Source organism: Mycobacterium sp. NPDC048908, assembly GCF_043197955.1.
Lineage (GTDB): Bacteria > Actinomycetota > Actinomycetes > Mycobacteriales > Mycobacteriaceae > Mycobacterium.
Genome location: NZ_JBICUE010000001.1, coordinates 125196 through 143926 on the forward strand (window position 1 = coordinate 125196; position 18731 = coordinate 143926).

15 protein-coding genes are annotated in these 18731 nt (G+C 65.9%); 5 read left to right on the forward strand and 10 right to left on the reverse strand.

Going from position 1 to position 18731, the window contains the following annotated elements; all coding sequences use genetic code 11:
• Position 1: 1 nt before the first annotated feature.
• A complete protein-coding gene (locus ACGFK1_RS00595; protein WP_393424037.1) occupies positions 2-508 on the reverse strand; it encodes a nuclear transport factor 2 family protein in 507 nt (168 codons plus the stop codon).
• A gap of 80 nt (positions 509-588) precedes the next feature.
• Between ACGFK1_RS00595 and ACGFK1_RS00600 the strand changes: the two genes are divergently transcribed.
• Positions 589-1515 carry an alpha/beta fold hydrolase gene (locus tag ACGFK1_RS00600; protein WP_393424039.1) on the forward strand — a complete coding sequence of 309 codons (927 nt, stop codon included), beginning with the start codon at positions 589-591 and terminating at the stop codon, positions 1513-1515.
• Here ACGFK1_RS00600 and ACGFK1_RS00605 read toward each other — a convergent pair.
• The 3 genes from ACGFK1_RS00605 to ACGFK1_RS00615 are packed head-to-tail and all read right to left on the reverse strand — an operon-like array spanning position 1506 to position 6775.
• On the reverse strand, positions 1506-3845 hold the full coding sequence (locus ACGFK1_RS00605) for an arylsulfatase (protein WP_393424042.1): 2340 nt from the start codon (positions 3843-3845) through the stop codon (positions 1506-1508). The genes ACGFK1_RS00600 and ACGFK1_RS00605 overlap by 10 nt on opposite strands.
• A gap of 56 nt (positions 3846-3901) precedes the next feature.
• Positions 3902-5029 carry a DUF2855 family protein gene (locus tag ACGFK1_RS00610; RefSeq protein ID WP_393424045.1) on the reverse strand — a complete coding sequence of 376 codons (1128 nt, stop codon included), beginning with the start codon at positions 5027-5029 and terminating at the stop codon, positions 3902-3904.
• 9 nt (positions 5030-5038) lie between these two features.
• The gene (locus tag ACGFK1_RS00615) at positions 5039-6775 is read right to left on the reverse strand and encodes a serine/threonine-protein kinase (RefSeq protein WP_393424047.1); all 1737 of its coding nucleotides are present in this window, start codon (positions 6773-6775) and stop codon (positions 5039-5041) included.
• A gap of 93 nt (positions 6776-6868) precedes the next feature.
• On the opposite strand from ACGFK1_RS00615, the gene ACGFK1_RS00620 reads away from it, so the two are divergent.
• Complete coding sequence (locus ACGFK1_RS00620; protein WP_393424050.1) at positions 6869-8239, forward strand: FAD-dependent oxidoreductase; 1371 nt, start codon at positions 6869-6871, stop codon at positions 8237-8239.
• Here ACGFK1_RS00620 and ACGFK1_RS00625 read toward each other — a convergent pair.
• Positions 8232-9362, reverse strand: coding sequence for an ABC transporter substrate-binding protein (locus tag ACGFK1_RS00625; RefSeq protein ID WP_393424053.1), 1131 nt, complete (start codon positions 9360-9362; stop codon positions 8232-8234). The genes ACGFK1_RS00620 and ACGFK1_RS00625 overlap by 8 nt on opposite strands.
• A gap of 97 nt (positions 9363-9459) precedes the next feature.
• Positions 9460-10305, reverse strand: a complete 846-nt coding sequence (locus ACGFK1_RS00630; RefSeq protein ID WP_393424056.1) for a mycofactocin-coupled SDR family oxidoreductase — start codon at positions 10303-10305, stop codon at positions 9460-9462.
• 75 nt (positions 10306-10380) lie between these two features.
• Between ACGFK1_RS00630 and ACGFK1_RS00635 the strand changes: the two genes are divergently transcribed.
• Positions 10381-11751, forward strand: a complete 1371-nt coding sequence (locus ACGFK1_RS00635) for a wax ester/triacylglycerol synthase family O-acyltransferase (protein ID WP_393424059.1) — start codon at positions 10381-10383, stop codon at positions 11749-11751.
• Positions 11751-12482, forward strand: a complete 732-nt coding sequence (locus ACGFK1_RS00640) for a TIGR02206 family membrane protein (protein WP_393424062.1) — start codon at positions 11751-11753, stop codon at positions 12480-12482. Before ACGFK1_RS00635 ends, ACGFK1_RS00640 begins: the two co-directional genes overlap by 1 nt.
• A 592-nt stretch (positions 12483-13074) precedes the next feature.
• Here the strand turns inward: ACGFK1_RS00640 and ACGFK1_RS00645 are convergent.
• The 3 genes from ACGFK1_RS00645 to ACGFK1_RS00655 are packed head-to-tail and all read right to left on the reverse strand — an operon-like array spanning position 13075 to position 17396.
• Positions 13075-15426 (reverse strand): ATP-binding cassette domain-containing protein, encoded by a 2352-nt coding sequence (locus ACGFK1_RS00645; protein ID WP_393424065.1) that lies wholly within the window; start codon positions 15424-15426, stop codon positions 13075-13077.
• Positions 15427-15450: 24 nt separating this feature from the next.
• Positions 15451-15780, reverse strand: coding sequence for a GNAT family N-acetyltransferase (locus ACGFK1_RS00650; RefSeq protein WP_393424068.1), 330 nt, complete (start codon positions 15778-15780; stop codon positions 15451-15453).
• On the reverse strand, positions 15777-17396 hold the full coding sequence (locus tag ACGFK1_RS00655) for an FAD-dependent oxidoreductase (RefSeq protein WP_393424071.1): 1620 nt from the start codon (positions 17394-17396) through the stop codon (positions 15777-15779). The genes ACGFK1_RS00650 and ACGFK1_RS00655 overlap by 4 nt, the downstream gene beginning before the upstream one ends.
• A gap of 205 nt (positions 17397-17601) precedes the next feature.
• Between ACGFK1_RS00655 and ACGFK1_RS00660 the strand changes: the two genes are divergently transcribed.
• Complete coding sequence (locus ACGFK1_RS00660) at positions 17602-18366, forward strand: alpha/beta hydrolase family esterase (protein WP_393426234.1); 765 nt, start codon at positions 17602-17604, stop codon at positions 18364-18366.
• Between the two features lie 7 nt (positions 18367-18373).
• On the opposite strand, the gene ACGFK1_RS00665 is transcribed toward ACGFK1_RS00660, so the two are convergent.
• On the reverse strand, positions 18374-18727 hold the full coding sequence (locus tag ACGFK1_RS00665; protein ID WP_393424074.1) for a VOC family protein: 354 nt from the start codon (positions 18725-18727) through the stop codon (positions 18374-18376).
• Positions 18728-18731: the final 4 nt, after the last annotated feature.

Here is an 18731-nt window from a genome sequence, read left to right on the forward strand (position 1 = left end):
GCTACAGCAGCGAAAAGAATTGGTGCGACGGATCATCGGGTCCAGGACTGCCTTCCAGCGTGCCCCGGGTGATCGGATGACTGAGGTCGACTGACGACGGATCGTTCACCTGCGCCCAGTCGGTCACGATCGTGCGTTCGACGATCTTCCATGTGTCGCTGCGCTTCTCGTACTTGTCGAGATAACGGCCGCCGACGATCACGTCAACATCGCGGTCACCCGCCCCGAACGTGTGCGTGGCTATGGTGTAGATCTCGCCCTCCGCGGCGGCGCCGTCGACGACGAAGTTCACGGTGGTGATGTGATGCTGCATTGACCGCACATGCGGACGGGAAGCTTCGAGCGTCGTGAGGAACTCGTCCACTGACCCGGCCGAGAACTCGCCGTGCGCGTCGCGCGCATCATGATGGTAGAGGCCCCGCAGTGTCGCGAAGTCGCCGCGATCGACTGCCCGGCAGTACGTGTGGACGAGCTTTCGCAGCGCGAACTCGTCGAGCATCTCCTGCATCACGACAGTCAAGCAGGGCGGCAAGCGTCCCCAAACCTACTGATGAGTAAGATGCGATGGCGAACGTGAGGGGAGTGTTGATGGCCAGCGGAACGAAACCGGCCCCTGACGAGGCGGGATCTGGCATCGAACCGCGCGTTGACCCGCGGGTGCGGCGGGCACTGGGGCTGCTCGAGCGGTTTGCGCCCGCGATCGGTTCCAAGTGGGCCGTCGAGTTGTGGTGTACACCGCCGGACGTGGAGGCCAGCCTGCGGATGCCGCCGGGAGTGCCGCCGAGCGAGCCCGTCGAGGCAACGTGGTCGGGACACCGGGTCGCGGGGGAAGCCTGGGGCAACGGCCCCGCGGTGTACCTCGTGCACGGCTGGGGTGGTTGCCGCGCGCATCTGGGTGTCTTCGTCAAGCCGCTCGTCGAGGCGGGCCACCGGGTTATCGCCTTCGACCTGCCCAGTCACCACGATTCCGAACCCGGCGATCTCGCGCCGGGACGCACGACAATCGCCGAGTGCGCCGAAGCCGTGAAAGCCGTCGTGCGCGCACACGGAGATGCGCGTGCGATCGTGGGGCATTCTCTTGGCGCCAAGGCGGCCGCACTGGCGGTGGCGCGCGGCGCTCAGGTCGAACGCCTGGTGTTTCTCGCGCCGATGGGCGACTTCTCTTGGTACTTGGATAGTTTCGCCGATCGGCATGGGTTCGGACCGCGCATCCTCGACGGCCTGCACCGCCGGCTGGATCGGCGGTTGAAAATGCCTCTGTTCGACACCGACATCCCGCGAATCGCCGGCACTCTGGACAATCCGCCGCCGCTTCTGGTCGTCCACGATCCCGACGACCCTGACAGCCCGTACGAGATGAGCCAGAAGATCGTGGCGGCTTGGCCCAACGCGAAGCTCGTCACCACTAGAGGGCTGGGTCGGCTGGCGCACTATCGCATTCTGCGGCACCGTCCCGCGATCAACGCCGGCCTCGAATTCATCGGCCGTGGCGCCGACCTACGCGCTCACGTGTAGGCCACGTGGACACGACTGATGCGACCTTCGAACGGAAACGGAGCCCGCTCGCGGTAGTCCAGCGAGACCGGTGAGCCGAGGCACGTCCCGATGTCGAGGCAGTCGTTGGCGGTGAACAGCAACGGCGCGCTGACCGGAACCTGTCCGCTGGCCACGGTTTCGTCACCGACCCGCAGTGTGATGTCGAGCGGCCCGGCGGGGCGCTGGTCGGCATATCGGGTGTCGACCACGATGGTGGCCTGACCCGCGGGCAGTTTCGCTGCCGAGCGGATCTTGGTGCGTATCAGGATGAACAGGTTGTACTCGTAGCAGAGGTAGCCGTCGTCGAGATAACACGTCAGCCCTCCGGCGGCGGCACCCAAGGCATACAGCACCCCGCTGGCGTTTTCGGGCAGTTCGGCGTCGATCGTGACGGTGTTGTTCTTGTTGCCGAGTGCAGGCGCACAAAACTCGGGCATGCGTATGGTGTCACCGGAGAACTCCCACTCCGTGTACGGCGGTGCGATGCGTAACTCGGGATGATAAACGGGTACCCATAGGCCGCCGCCGACGGGAAGCACCGAGTTGCGCGCCGCCTCGATCGCGAACATCTCTCGCATCTGGGCGAGCTTGTCCGGCCGTTCTCCGGCGAGATCGTTTGCCTGTGACCAGTCTTCGTCGAGATGGTAGAGCTCCCACTGATCGTTGTCTGGCGTCCAGGTTTCGATACCCTCGGGTTGTCCGGGCACCCACGGCAGTCGAGGACCGCGTGCGCTTGCCAACCATCCGTCGTGGTAGATCGCCCGACTGCCCATGATCTCGAAGTACTGGGTCTTCTTTCCGCCGTCCGCGGACCGGTCGATCAGGGTGTTGGCAAAGCTGGCGCCCGCGAGCGGGATCTGCGGTGCGCCGTTGACCAACAGTGGCGGTGCGATGCCGACCACGTCATAGATCGTGGGCACGACGTCATTGCAGTGCAGGAAGACATCCCGTGGTGTGGTGTCGGCGCCGATCTTCGTGGGCCACTTGACCGCCATCGGGTTGCGGGTGCCGCCGAGATGCGAGGCAAGGAGCTTCATCCCCTTGTACGGGGTGCTGCCCGCCCACGCCCACGCGGCGTGGTACTGGTTGTCGACCAACGGCGAGCCGAGCACGTCCAGCCCGCCGAGTTCATCGAGTGCGTCGATGTGCTGCCGGACGGTCGTCGGAATCCCGTTCTGCGCCAACAGTTCTGCGATCGTTCCGTTCTGACCTTCACCGGACGATCCGTTGTCGCCCCAGATGTAGAAGAACAACGTGTTGTCGCCGTAGCCGAGTTCGTCGAGTTCGTCGGCGATCCGGCCGACCTGGACGTCGACATGCTCGGCGTAACCGGCCGCCACCTCCATCAGCCGCCGCTGGAAGGGCTTCTCGTCGTCGGGGATGCTCTCCCACGATGCGAGCGATTCGTCGCGGTCGGTGAGCTCGCAGTCCTGCGGAATCCAGCCTTTGTCTTTGGCCCGGGCGAACACCCGCTCGCGGTAGGCGTCCCAGCCGTCGTCGAACTTTCCGGAGTACTTGTCGGCCCACTCCTTCATGATGTGGTGCGGACCGTGCAGACAACCGCTGGCCCAATACATGAAGAACGGCTTGTCGGCATTGAACGCTTTGTGCCTGCGCAGCCACCCGATGGCGTCGTCGGCGAGATCCTCGGAGAGGTGGTAGCCCTCCTCGGGCGTCTTGGGCGGTGCGACGACGGTCGTGTTGCGAACCAGATGCGGCTCGTACTGGGAGGCTTCGCCGGCCAGGAATCCGTAGAAATACTCGAATCCCAGTCCGGTCGGCCAGTTTTCGAACGGGCCCGCGGCGGTCGTTTCCTCTGCCGGGGTGTTGTGCCATTTCCCGAACGCCGACGTCGCGTATCCGTACTGTTTGAGCACCTCGGCCACCGTTGCGCTGCTGCGCGGTATCTTCCCGGCGTACCCATCCCAGTCGTTGGCCAGTTCAGCGATCTGGCCGTTGCCGATCTCGTGGTGGTTGCGGCCGGTCAGCAGCGAAGCCCGGGTGGGTGAGCACATGGCGGTGGTGTGAAACCTGTTGTAGGACACCCCCTCGGCGCAGATCCGGTCCATCGTGTCGGTGCGCACCTCACCGCCGAACGTCGACGGCAGCCCCGGTCCGGCGTCATCGATCAGCACGATGACGATGTTCGGAGCGTCCTCGGGTAGGCGGCGCGGGACGACGCGCTGTGCGTACGTGGACTCCTGCAGCGTCCGCCCCGCAATACTCGCCGAAGGAGTGGGTGCGAATGGCAACGTCTCGCCTCCAGGCGTTTTCGGAGCCACTACGCTGCTGTCGTTGCCCTTGGCCATCTCGTCCCTTTCACCGGCGTCTTGTCACCTTAGCCACAGAAGTCGGTCAGTAGGTGTCACCCAGCAACTTCGCGGACTGCTCGACCCTGACAACATCTGCGGCCGCAGCGAACCTCAGAGCTCCACGACGCAGCCCCCACAGCGGGGTCGACGTTCCCGTCGAGCAGCTCCAGGTAGGCTCGGCGGACATCGGCTTCGCTCGAAACCCGCTTCACGCGAAGCCAATCCGACGACCAACTCGCGAACGGATGCCAGGCCTCGGCCAGGTTCCGGTCCAGTTGGGTCGCGCCCCAATCCGCACGTCGCTTGACGATTCGATCCGGCGCGAAGAAGAACACCGGACTCGGGCCCTCGAGTTGGCCTGCCCCGGTCGTCATCTCGGTCCAATGGGTCACCCCGACCGCTGCGCTGTGGGCGAGACGGTTACCGAAGTGGGCGTGGACGTCCGTGCGCACCTTGCCGCTGCCCGAGATGTCGATATAGACGGCGCGTTGGCCTGGCAGCTCCGAGATGTCGTCGTAGAGCAGCACCGAATCGTAGACGTGCAAGCCGTCGACGAACTCCTTGTTGGCCGCAGAGGTCAGACCCACGGTCGCGACACCGTCGCGCTTCCCGAGGAGGTGGGCCGCGATGAGCGCCGTCTTCGCCGAGGCGCTGGAGATCACGACGGTGTCCGCACCGAAGAAGTCCTCTTCGGCGAGGAAGTCGTCGATCAAGAACGCGGTGATGAACAGCGGAAAGAACACCAGGTGAGCGGCCTCGTGTTCGGACGAGTAGAAGGCGTCTGTCTCGACGTTGCGGTAACTCTGATACGCCGGCGGCAGGTCGGCACGGTGCGGGGCGGCGTCGACGAACCCGTTGCCGTCGACGCGGTCGGGATGCACGAGCAGGTGACTGGCGCACGGCAGGTATCCGTAAACCCGTGTGCCCGCCGCCAGGTCGGGATGGCGCGAATCCTCGACATGGGCGTAGCCCCAGACGTTCAGCTTGCCCCACTCCGGATGGGAGGCCGGGAAGAAGTCCCAGTACTTCATCGCTTCGCCAAATACGGCGTAGGTGATGTTGTTGGAGGTCAGGCCAAACGACTCGATGCGAAGGAGTGCCCGCCCATCCTGCGGTGACGGCGGGTCGTCGTGCAGAAACCTGGTCTGATGCAAATCATTGCGGTGCAGTTCAAGATCCACTCGCCCAGCCTATTTGGCCGCCTGCAGCGTGACCTCGGAAATCGCGGTCCTGCTCTGTCCATCCGTGGTACCGAGTTTGGTGATCCACACCAGCACGTTCGACGTCTTGGTGCTGTCGTGAACTTCTATCGTGTTGTGCCCTGGCTGCAGTGACGTTGTCGGAGTCAGTTCGGCGGTGTCGGCCAACGTCCTCGGGTGCTCGGTCGGCGACGAGCGGATCTGCACCTCGGTTCCCGTGCTCGACAAGTCGATGGTGACGGCGCTGAGCGCGGTCGGCTGCGCCAGATGCAGCAAAAGCCCTTCCCCCTCAATGAAAGTCGGGAATGGAACCGGGTCCCGATAGGTGACGGTGGACCACGCGGTGTCCGGGTCGCCGTCGATCGCCAAGCCCGCTTTGTCCGGATTGTCGGGGGTGCCGGTCGGCGAGAACACGGTCGCGCTCGCCGGCTTGATGACCGGCCCGGGGCCACCTCTGAAAAGCCCGAAGCCGTTGGTGAACCACAGCGCGGCGGCTATGGACACGACGAGTACACCGGCGAGTGCGGCCACAGCGACCGTTCGCGTCCGGCCGCGGGTCCATGCTCGCGACCGCTTGGGACGCGCGTCGGCCGACATGTTGACGATCGTGTCGGCGTCCAGAGTGCCGCCGTCCCAGACCCCGCTGACTTCGACCTGGTCCCCGTCGGCAAGCTGATCCGCGACCAGTCGAGTCTGGATCTCCACGGGGATGGGCGCACTCGGGGTGTCTACCGAGTCATGCGGCACGACGTGAAACGACAGCGTCCCGAACTCGCTTCGGCTATCCGCGCGCCGCCGCACACCTCGCGCCGTGCCGTGCACGACCACCCGCTCGAGACGCTGGGTGAGCGGGCGGTTACCCGACGGATCAGCGGCCGGGCCTGCCGCTGGTGGGCGGTGCTGCCGCGTGAGGGCGCGGGCGAAGTCCATGCAACTCGCGTACCGGTCGCCGGGATCCTTGGCCAGCGCCCTGGCCAGTACGGCGTCGAGGTGCGCGAGGTCGGGTCGGCGCTCCGAGATTCGCGGGGGCGGCGTGAACAGATGGTGGCTGATGACGACTGCGCGGTTGGAATCGACGAACGGCGGCGCCCCGGTGAGCAGGTGGAAAGCGGTGGCCGCAAGCGCGTATTGGTCGGCTCGCCCGTCGAGCGGCTTGTTGAGGAGTTGCTCGGGTGCGATGTAACTGATCGTCCCCAGCGCGACACCGTCGTCGGTGAGGTTGCTGACGTCGTCGATCCTGCGGGCGATGCCGAAGTCGGTCAACAGCACCCTTCGCCGGTGGCCGTCGGACGTGGTCACCAGGATGTTCTCGGGCTTGACGTCGCGATGGAGCAGCCGGCGCTCATGGCCGAAGTCGAGCGCATCGGCCACTGCGGTGACGATTTCCGTGACATCTCGCTCGGGCATACCGCCGGGAAACCGCTCCCGGATCAATCGGCCCGCGTCGGTGCCGTCGACGTACTCCATCGAGATCCACAGCCGGCCGTTGAACTCGCCGCGATCGAGAACGCCCACGATATGCGGGTGCCACAGCGACGCGGCCAATTCGGCCTCGCGGTTGAATCTCGCCCTGAACTCGTCGTCGTTGCTCGAAGCCGACAAGATCTTGAGCGCGTCATGTCGCGGCAGGCGGGGATGCTGGGCGAGGTAGACCTCACCCGCCCCGCCTTTTCCGAGCATCCGCTCAATCACGTAACCAGCGAAAATCTCGCCGTTGTCGAACGGCATCCCCGCAGCCTACAAACCGGCACGGCAGGGCGGCGAATCCGTCGCGGGTGGACGACACCGGCCCGCCACGCCGCGCGGTTAGGATGTCGCTCCGTGTCGGCGCCCCGAACCATCACTGAGCCAAGCCGCGAGATCGACGTCGTCCACGAGACCGACGTGCTCGTCGTCGGGTCGGGCCCTGGCGGGTTGGCTGCTGCCATCGCGGCGGCGCGGGCCGGCGTAGACGTCGCTCTGGTCGAACGCTTCGGGTGTTTCGGCGGAAACCTCACCGCCGTCGGCGTCGAAGGGTTCGCCTGGTATCGCCACGAGCGGACAGTGGAAGCCGGCGGCATCGGTTGGGAGTTCGAGCAGCGCGCGAAGGAGATGGGGGCAGCGGTTCCGGAAAGCCAATCACTGTCATATGAACTCGATTCGGAGGGGTTCAAGCTGGTTGCCGACCGGCTTGTCGAGGAGGCGGGCATCAAGCCGATGCTGCACCGTCAGTTCGTCGCACCGCTGATGGACGGGGACACGATCATCGGCATCGTGACCGAATCCAAGGCGGGCCGCGAGGCGGTGTTGGGCCGCCGGATCGTCGACGCCACCGGGGACGCCGACGTGGCGACGCGCGCCGGTGCGCCGGTGCACAAGACTCCGCCTGAGCAGATGATGGCGGCATCGGTGATGTTCCATCTGGCTGGTGTCGACAAGGCGGCTTTCCTCGCCGGTGTGGCCGACGATCCGCAGCGGTACCGCGATTGGGCCGCAGGGGAATTCGCGGCCGATACCGACGAGAAGGATGCCGATCTCTACTCGCCGTACCTTGGCAAGCCGTTCGCGAAAGCCATTGCGGATGGCCTGCTTCCGGCTCACCTCAACACCATCGGCGGTACCTGGGGTGCGGTGCACGACACCGGTGAACTGACCTATATGAACCTCGTCCACCTCGCCGGGTGCGACGGTACCGACCCCGACAGTCTGACCCGCTTCGAGATCGAGGGCCGCAGGCAGGCGATGCTGGCGATCGAGGCGCTGCGGCGCTACACGCCGGGTTGTAAGGGCGCCCGCCTGCGCAACTTCGGGATGACCATCGGCATCCGCGACACCCGCAAGATCGACGCGGTCTACAACCTCACCGAGGACGATGTGCGCGGGCAGGCCCGGTTCGACGACAGCATCGGCATCTACCCGGAGTTCATCGACGGCTACGGCGTGCTGGTGCTGCCGACCACGGGGCGCTACCTGCAGATCCCGTATCGCTCGCTGCTGCCACGGACGGTGCAGCACCTGATCGTCGCGGGGCGCGCGACCGGAGGCGACCGCATCGCGCACGCCGCCACCAGGAACATGTCATGCTGCGCCGTCACCGGGCAGGGCGCGGGAGTCGCGGCCGCGCTGTCGGTCCGTGCGGACCTGGCCCTCGATGAGGTGGACATCGTCGCGGTGCAGGCGGAACTGACCCGTCAGGGCGTCCGGATCAGCTGATCACCTTGAACCAATTGGCCCCCAGGTACTCGGCCATCTTCTTGCTCTGCGCGTCCGTCGGCAACACCGGCGTGCCCTGCACAACAGGAAGCGCGGAGAGCAGATTCTTGTCGACGGTGCCCGCCTTCTCCATCGCGTCGACGCGCACAGGTCGCGCCAGGCCCTTCAGGTAGAGGTTCTGCCCCTCGTCGCTGTAGAGAAACTCCTGCCACAGCCGGGCCGCGGCCGGATGCGGCGCGTCCTTGTTGATGGCTTGGAAGTAGTAGCCGCCGACGAGCGCGTTGGCTGGGACGAACACCTTCCACGTCGGCAGCTTCTTGGTCTCGGCCGCATTGAGGTAGTCCCAGTCGACGACGACGGGCGTCTGGCCGGATTCGACGGTCGCAGGTGTCGGATCGACGGGCACGAAGTTGCCCGCCTGCTTGAGCTTGACGAAGAACTCGACCCCGGGCGCGATGTCGTCCACCGACCCGCCGTTGGCGATGGCGGCCATCAACACTCCGTTGGCCGCGGCGCTCGCGGTCGTGGGGTCGCCGTTGAGCGCGACCTTGCCCTTGAACTCGGGCTTCATCAGGTCGTTGAGGTCGGTGAGCTCGGGAACCTTCGACGAGTCGTAGCCGACGGACATGTAGCCGCCGTAGTCGTTGACCCAGGTGCCGTTCGGGTCTTTGAACTGCGCGGGGATGTCGTCGAAGGTGGCCACCTTGTACGGCGCGAACATGGCGGTGTTCGCCAACGCGATCGCCTGGCCGAGGTCGAAGACATCGGGCGCGGTGCTCTTGCCCTTCTGCTGATTTGCGGCGTTGATCTCGTCCTGGCTGTTGGCGTCCGGTTGAGCCGAGTTCACCTTGATGCCGTACTTGCTGGCGAAAGTGTCGATGACCTCTTTGTAGTTGGCCCAATCCGGCGGGAGCGCAATCACGTTGAGCTCACCCTCGGCCTTGGCCGCCTTCACAAGGCCGTCCATCCCACCGAAGTCGGCGGCCGAGGCGGCCTCTTTGGCGTTCACACCGGATTCCGTCTGGCCGCCGGTGTCCTTCTTCTCGGGCGGGGCGCACCCTACCAGTCCGATGACGACGAGTGCGGACGCTGCTGCGGCTGCGAGAAGCCGTGATGTGGTCATAAACCGAACCTGCCTTGAACGGATCCGACTTGGGCGTTGGAACACTATCGCGACATCTGGGTGCGGGCGGCCGCTTCCGGCCTTCGGCTTGCGCGCGTCAGAATTTTGCGACCGCGCCGGCGTCGACGGGCAATGCCGCTCCGGTAATGTACTGCGACTCATCGGATGCGAGGAACAGCACGGCGTCACTGACCGCGCGCGCCTCGATGACGGGCTTGGGCAGCATGTGGAAATGTCCGATCGCTTGTGTCGCATCGGCCATTGTGGGGTGGGCGACGTCCGGTCGCACGGTGCGACGGAAGTGATCGTTGTCGATCATCGGCGTCAGGATGTTGCCGGGATGGATGGAGTTCACCCTGACCCACTGCGGGGCAAGCTCATTGGCCAACGAGTTCATCAGGCCGACCACGGCGTGTTTGGCGGATGCGTAGGCGGCCATGTAGCCACCGCCGCGCAATCCGAGCATCGAGCTCACCAGGATGATGGAGCCGCCCCTGCCGTCCGACATGTGCGGCAGCGCCACCTTGACGGTGTGCATGACCCCGGTCAGATTGATGTCGAGCATTGTCTGCCAAGCGGTCTCGTCGATCATGGCGGCCGGAGAGGGCGACCCGGAGATGCCGGCATTGGCGACGACGATGTCGGGTCTGCCCAACTCGTCCACGCCTTCCTGGAGCCCTGCGCGTAGACCGTCGAGGTCCCTGACGTCAGCTCGTGCGGTGACGATGCGCCGGTCCAGCTTTTCCACGAGCGCCGCGGTCTCGTCGAGGTCAGCCACCGTGGCGCCCGGATAACCTGCGGCGTCGATGTCGGCGCAGACATCGACTGCGATGATGTCTGCGCCTTCCTCCGCCAACCGGACCGCGTGCTCACGGCCCTGTCCGCGCGCGGCACCGGTGATGAATGCGACCTTGCCGGCCACTCTGCCAACTGCGTTTGTCATCGTCACCTCTCGTGGGCAAAGGATTGGCTCCTATATCTTGCGCGAAGCAAAGCCGGCGTAGGTACCGTCGGATCAATGAAGCTGATATCGCCGACCGACTCGATGTTCCTCATCGGCGAATCGCGCGAGCATCCCATGCACGTTGCGGGCCTGGCGCTATTCGAGCCCCCGACGGGCAGCGGCCCGGATTTCGTCCGTGACCTGCACGAGACGATCGTCAAGAACGACGACTTCCAGCCGACGTTCCGCAAGCACCCGGGTCGGCTTTTTGGCGCGGTCGCAAACCTCGCCTGGGCGTTCGACGACGACGTCGACATCGACTACCACCTGCGCAGGTCGGCACTGCCGCGTCCGGGGCGCATCCGTGAACTGCTCGAACTCACCTCGCGGTTACACGGCACGCTGCTCGATCGGCACCGCCCGCTGTGGGAGGCGTATCTCGTCGAGGGGCTAGAAGACGGCCGATTCGCGATCTACACCAAGATCCACCACGCGCTGCTCGACGGTATCTCCGCGCAGCGCCTTACCATCCGGTCGATGACGCCGGACCCCGACGACCGTGAGATCCGGGTGCCGTGGACATTGGGCCCCAAACGCAGAAGCAAGGACTCGGGCGCGTCGCAGTCGGCTCTCCAGTCGATCACCGGGGCAGTCGGGTCGGTCGCCTCGCTGGCGCCGTCCACTCTTTCGGTCGCGAGGGCCGCGCTGTTGGAGCAGCAGCTGACGCTGCCGTTCCGCGCGCCGAAGACGATGTTCAACGTGCCGATCGGGGGAGCGCGGCGGGTCGCCGCACAGTCGTGGCCGTTGGCCCGGATCCGGGCCATCAAGTCGGCAGCAGGCGTGACCGTCAACGATGTCGTGCTGGCCATGTGCTCGGGTGCGCTGCGGGCCTACCTGGTCGAGTTGGATGCGCTGCCGCAAACCCCTTTGGTGGCAATGGTTCCGATCAGCCTCCGCGCGGCTGACGAGCAGGACGCCGGCGGCAACATGGTCGGCACGATCCTGTGCAATCTCGCCACCGATACCGCTGACCCCGCCAAGCGACTGGACGCAATCAACACCTCGATGCGCGACAACAAGAAGGTGTTCGCCGAGTTGCCTCGTAACCAGGCGCTCGCGCTGTCAGCGTTCCTGATGTCCGGCATCGCGTTGGGCCTCGTGCCGGGGTTCGTCTCGTCGGCGCCGCCTCCTTTCAACATTGTCATCTCCAACGTTCCCGGCGCGCGAGAACCGTTGTACTGGAACGGCGCTCGGCTCGACGGCAATTATCCGCTGTCCATCGCGTTGGACGGGCAAGCACTCAACATCACGTTGACCAACAACGCCGACAACCTCGACTTCGGCCTCGTCGGGTGCCGCCGCAGCGTTCCCCACCTGCAGCGCCTGCTCATTCACCTCGAGGACTCGTTGTCCGATCTGGAGCAGGCCGTCGGAATCGCTGGCTGATGCTGTCGTTGGCTGCGCAACGGGAGTTCACGGCGTACGGGCCGTCGCACTTGGTGGTGCTTGCGGTGTTCGCCGTCGGCGCGGTGCTGCTGGTCTGGATCGGACGGCGGCAGACCGAAGCGCAATCGCGGGTGCTCGGCCGTGTGCTGGCGGTTCTGCTGGTCGCGGCGTTCGCGGTGGCGTTGATGTACAAGCTGATTCGGCCCGACATCCAAACCTCCGTGCCGCTGCAACTCTGTGACGTCGCCGAACTCACTGCGGCTTACGCGTTGTGGTCGCAGCGGCACTGGGCCTTCGCATTGGCCTACTACTGGGGACTGGTGCTGAGTTCACAGGCATTGATCACCCCGGACGTCGGCACGCCGGAGGAGGGCGCACCGGATTTTCCGCACCACCTCTTCCTCACGTTCTTCACACTTCACGTTCTGGTCGTGTGGGCCGCGATTTATCTCACGTGGGGGCAGCGGAATCGGCCACGCTGGCGCGATTACCGCTTCACCGTCCTGGTGACCTTGGCGTGGGCGGTGTTCACCTTCGTCTTCAATGCAGTCACCGGCACCAACTACGGCTACCTCAACAGGAAGCCGCCTACCGCGTCAGTGCTTGACGTATTGGGCCCATGGCCGATCTATCTGCTCGCCGAGATCGCGATCGTGCTCGTCGTGTGGGCGTTGATGACCTGGCCGTGGGAGCGGGCACGGCGAAAGGCAGCCGACGCGCTACGGCTCTGAAGGTCTTGAGCCTGCGATACCTGCGCCGCGTCACAGCCCCTGCCATCAACCCGGACAGGATGCCGAGGACGAAATACCCGCGCGCACGCTTCTTTTGTAGAACCACCGCCGAGGCGATGAAGCCGGACAGTGCGCTTGCGCCCGCGACCGCGACGAGCAGGGTCAAGTGCAGCGGTCCGGCCGCATTCATAGGGCCATGAAACCATCGCCCCGCCGGGACCCGGTAGTGCGCGGCGACGGTCGTGACCAAACCGAAGGTCGGGCGTTACCGGGCCAAGCGTAGATGGATCGTTGATCGTGGCTTCTCGTCGGTGCCATGATCGGATGACACCGGCCCGGACTGAGCGGAATATGTGCAGCAAACCGCTTCGCGTCCGCGGTCAAGGTGAGCCCGTTCATCTAAACAGTCATCGTTTTCACGGCACTGATCGACTGGGTGCTTTGGGATCGGGCGCCGACCATGTTCGTCATCCTTGGCATGGCATTGGTGATCGGCGGCGGAATCATCGCGATTCGCAAGAGATCCGAGGTGATTTCGACAACCACGGAAACAGCCGGCGACCCCAGCAGTGACGCACCGACGTAACCACGGTCAGCGCGACGACGCGGCGTTCAACCGCAGCCGCCAGCGCACGAATGCCGCGAACACCACGCCGAGCACCGCGAGCATCGTCATGTTCGCCAACCACCGCGACGCGCTGTGTGCCCAGAGTTGATCCGTCGCGCCGGGCACCAGATTCGGTAGGTCGATCGTCGATGCCATCGCCGCGACGCCCCACCGGGCCGGGGTGAGCGCCGCGACCGCCTCCAGGACGGGGCGGCCCGCAACGGGAACGACGGTGCCCGCAAGCACGAGTTGCGCTGTGCACACCACTGCCAGCACCGGGATGTATTGATCGCTGGACCGGCACACCGAAGAGACAACCAGCCCGAGGACGACCGCCACCACTGCCGTCGCCGCCACGTCCACGACCAGCTCCAGCATGGGGCTGCCGAGCGCCGCCGCACTCGACGGCGGGGGCTTTCCGATGCCCGGCGCCGTGACGACTAGCACCAGCAGCGCCGACTGAAGCGTTGCGGCCGCGCCGAATACAAAGATCTTCGCCAACAGGTACGCCGACGCCGACAGTCCGGCTGCCTGCTCGTGTCGGTAGGCGGCCCGCTCGCCGATCAAGTCGCGGACCGTCAGCGTGATGCCCATCAGGATGGCGCCGAAGCCGAGCAGGACGATGATCTGTCGCGGCTCCATCGGCGCCGCCGCACCCGCCGGAGGCTTCCCGAAGCCCGCGGTTCCGCCCACTGTCAGCGGCAGCAACCCGACGAGCATCGGCAGCGCGATCAGGAACACGAAGTAGCGGCGGCTGTTCAGCAGAAGTCGAACCTGTCTGCGGGACAACGCCGAGAACTGCCGCCACAGGCTCGTCCGCGCCGGCTTGCCGACATTGACGAACGGCGCGGATGGGGTGGGGGACTCAGCCAGCGGGCCTTGGCGTTCGAAGAAACGCCGTTGCGCCCCATCGGCGTCGGTGGTGAGGCCGGTGAAGATGTCGGCCCAGTCGGTGCTGCCCATGGCCGAGCCGAGTTCCTCGGGCGGACCGCAGTAGGCGGTCTTCCCGCCCGGCGCCAGCAGCAGCACCTGATCGCACGCGTCGAGGAACGTCAGCGAGTGTGTGACCACCACGACGATGCGACCCGCATCGGCGAGCTTGCGCAGCATGGTCATCACCTGACGGTCCAGCGCCGGGTCCAAACCCGTTGTGGGTTCGTCGAGTACGAGCAGCGAGGGTTCGGTCAGCAGTTCCATGGCAATCGACACCCGCTTACGTTGCCCGCCTGACAGTTGGTCCACCCGCTTGTCGGCGTGCGCCGTCATGTCGAGTTCGGCGAGCACCCGTGAAACCACTTGTCGACGATCGTGTTTGGTGGTGTCGGGCGGCATCCGCAGTTCCGCCGCGAAGTTCAGTGTTTCGGCGACGGTGAGTCCCCGGTGTGCGACGTCGTCCTGCGGCACCATGCCGATGCGGCTGCGCAGTGCGGCGTAGTCGGCGTGCAAGTCGCGGCCGTCGAAGAGCACGGTGCCTGCGTTTGGATGCGACGTTCCGACGAGCGCCGTCAACAGAGTGGTCTTGCCCGAGCCCGACGGACCGATCACCGCCGTCAGCGTTCCGGGTCTGGCGGTCAACGACACTCGGTCCAGCAGCGTCACGGTGCCGCGTCTTCGCGTCATGCTGACGCCGTGTACCTCGAGGCCGCCGGTGGTGGTGGCCGGGTCCGCGCTTCGGATGAGGGTGCCCCCTGCGAAAACCAGGTCCATGTTGCCGATCGTGACGACGTCGTTCTCCCGCAGCAGGGTGTCTTTCACCCGGTGCCCGTTGACGAACGTGCCGTTGATACTGCGGGCGTCCTGAATCCGCGTGCCCGACGGTGTCGGCAGCAGCCTCGCGTGGTGGCGCGACGCCAGCATGTCGGCGACCACAATGTCGTTTTCGGGTGCGCGTCCGATGGGGATTGCGTGCGGGCTTGCGGGTGTTCGCCACCGGGTGCGCAACGCGGTGATGGCCTCGGTCGGTGCCGTGATCACGGGCCGTTTCGTCTGCGCCGTCGTCCGATTGTCCGGCGGTTCACTGAGTTCGAACGCCAATCGGGGACCGTCGGGGTCGCCCAGGTTGACGGCCTGACCATCGGTCGCAGCCGTCGATTGAATCCGCTGCGCGCCAAGAAACACTCCGTTGCGGCTGGCGTTGTCGATCGCCATCCAGTACCCATCGCGGTACCGCAGGATCATGTGCGCGCGCGAGATGGCCGGGTGCAGAACACGCATGTCGGCTCGGACGTCGCGCCCGACGATCACGTCGCGGCCTGGCGGAAACGTCCGCCGCACACCGTCACAGCTGACCGTGATCAAAGGCGGTGGTGGCTGACTCCAACCGCCTTCGTCGTTCACCGGCTCACGATAACCAGTGCGGCCTCATCGTTTCGGGCTCAACGCGAACATCGCGCGCCGCTCCATCGGCACGAGGTGGAGGTACTCCGGGTGGCGGTCGATGAAGCGCCGGATGAACGGGCAGTACGGTTGCACCGCCAACCCCTGCTCGCGGGCGCTGTCCAACACGGTCCTGACGAGTAACGTGCCAAGCCCTGCGCCCGCATGCGACGGGTCGATCTCGGTGTGGAGCAAGGAGATTACGCCGGGCCTGCGCCGGTACTCGACGAAACCGGCGACGTTTCCGTCGACTGAGATCTCGAAACGCCGCCGAGCCGGAACGTCGATGACGTTGGGCGTTACGGCGGTGGTCATGGTTGTGCCTGAAGCAGGTAACGATGCACCAACGCAATGGCCACGCCGCCTTCGCCGACAGATGCCGCGACGCGCTTCACCGATCCGGAGCGGATGTCGCCGACGGCGAAGATCCCGGGGGCGCTCGTTTCAAGTGCGAACGGTTCGCGATCAGCGCGCCATTGGCCGGCCTTCATCGCGTCGGCTCCCGTGAGGATGAATCCATGTTCGTCGCGCAAGATCTCAGAGGGAAGCCAGTCGCTGGTGGCTTCCGCACCGATGAGGATGAAGACCACGGTAGCGGCGCGTCGAGACGTCGTGCCGGTGCTGTGGTCGATGACCTCGATGGCCTCGAGTTGTTCGCCCCCATGTACCGCGACGACTTCGGATCGTGTTTCGACCCGGATGTTGGCTTTCGTTGCGATCTGCGTGACGAGGTAGTGGGACATGCTGTCCGCCAGTGACTCGCCCCGGACCAGAAGCGTGACTGATCGGGCGTGGCCGGAGAAGAAGATCGCGGCTTGTCCTGCCGAATTTCCGGCGCCTATCAGAAAGATGTCCTTGCCCTGGGCCAGACCGGCGTCGCTGCGTGCGGCGCCGTAGTACACGCCGGCGCCGACGAAGCGTTCGACGGCGGCCACCTGCAGTCGCCGCCAGTCCACGCCCATCGCGAGAACGATCGACTTGGTGCGCAGCACATCGTCGCCGTCCAGTTCGACGGTCATCGAAGCGGGATCGATGGTCTCGACCCGGCGGGTCACGACGATTTCGGCGCCGAGCCGCTTGGCTTGTTGCAGCGCGCGCCTGGCCAAGTCGTCCCCGGAGACGCCGAAGGGGAAGCCGGTGTAGTTCTCGATACGAGTCGAAGTGCCTGCCTGACCGCCAGGGGCGAACGACTCGATCAGCGCCGTCTGCAGGCCCTCGGACGCGGCGTTGACGGCTGCGGTCAGGCCGGCGGGGCCGCCGCCGACGATGACGACGTCGTAATTGGTCCGGCTCGGTGCCACGGTCAGTCCCGCGACGGTGGCGACGGCGCGCATCGTGGGGGCGATCAGCCGGGTGCCGTCGCGCAGCACCACCACGGGATACGGCGGCTCCTGGGAGTCGTCAGGGTCCAGGTGTTCGTATGGAATCTGGTTGCGACGCAGGAAGCTGTCGCAGCTGTGCACGCCGGCGTCGACGCGCGGGCCGATGACGAACATCGGGGGTTCAGGCGGTTGCGCGGTGGCGCTGCGGAGCATCTCCATGCGCTCCGCTGCGGCGGCGCCAACGGATGCTGCGATGTCGGGGGCCATGGCGGCGAGCGTGTGGAAGTCTTCGACGGTCAGCTTCAGCACGCGGGAGTGGTCGACGGCTCGCATGCTGGCGGGCAACGGCGTGCCGAGCGTCATCGGGACTTCACCGCCGAGCTCACCGGGTCCCCGCACGCCGATCACCTGCTCGACGCCGTTGACCACCTTTGTCAGCTCGGTCGTCCCTTCTACGACGACGGCCAAGAACCGGCCGTCACCCTCGTGAGCCACGTACTCGCCGGGCACGAGGTGGATGTCTTCAACCGCGCCTGCGAGGAATTCCAATTCCTTGTCCCCGAGCGCCGAGAAGAGCGGAATCGCGGCCAGTTCGTCGATAGTGAACATGAGTGCCTCCCAACCGATGCGGAAATGGTCGGCCGGGCACCGCACTGCGCACATGAGGCATCCGCCTCAACTTCGCGGGTCGGGATTGCCAACCCGGTGAATCCTCTACTCTGGCCGATTAGTGCTGAATGGGTACGCAAGACGCATCACGGCGGCAGCTGCCGTCGTGAGTTGTGTCGTGCTCGGCAATGCGCCTGCGTCGGCGATGCCCGCCGGAGATGCCCCCGGTGAGCTGGTGATCGGCGGGCTGCCGCGGACTTACCAACTGCACGTCCCGCCGGGCCAGCCCACTGGCTTGGTGATCAACCTTCACGGCGCCGGGCAGACGGGCGGCGAGCAGGAGGCGATCACCAACTACAACGCCGTCGCCGACCAGCATGGGTTCGTGGTGGCCTACCCCGACGGCATCGACCACAGCTGGGCTGACGGTCGCGGCGCGTCGACGCCCGACCGCCAGGGCGTCGACGATGTCGGGTTCCTCGCGGCGCTCATCGATCAGCTGTCCCGTGAGCACGGCATCCCGCGAGGACGGGTGTTCGCAACAGGCTTGTCGGCAGGCGCGTTCATGGCGACGCGACTGGCATGTCAACGCGCCGATCTGGTGTCCGCGATCGCGCCGGTCGCCGGAACGCTTGGCGTCGCCGCGCCGTGTGCACCGACGCAGCCCGTGTCGGTCCTGCAGGTGCATGGCACCGCCGATCCCGTCGTGCCGTTCGGCGGCGGCACAATGCTGGGTCGTGGCGGGTACAGCGACATCGTCGCGGCGCCGGCATTGGCACAACGGTGGCGTGACCTCGATGGCTGCGGTGCGCCCGTTGAAGACGTCGTGGGCGCCACGCACCGGTTCACCGCCGCGGGATGCGCTGGCGGCAGCGAGGTCGACTTCATTCAGGTCGACGGTGGTGGGCACACATGGCTCGCCGACGCCTCACAAGCCAGCGCGCAGTTCTTCGACTCGCACGGCAGATGACCGACGGCTACTCCCGATGCTGCACGATGTTGATGACGTTGCCGTCGGGTGCTCTGACCATGAACCGGCGCACTCCCCATGGCTCTGTGGTCAGCGGGTACACGATCTCGAGGTCGCGGTCCCGCGTTTCGTCGTGGGCGGCGTCCACGTCGTCGGCGTGCACCGAGATGACCGGCTTTTCGGAGGCCTTGGCATCGTGTGAGATGAGCTGGACGTGGGCTCCGGTGTCGGGGGAGGTGTAGCGGGCCACCCAGCCCATGTTGAACTCCTCGGTGGTCAAACCCAGGTAGTCCGTGTAGAAGTCCTTCGCGGCACCGACGTCAGGCACCACCAGGTTCGTTGTGATCCGCTCGACTCGCATGCGG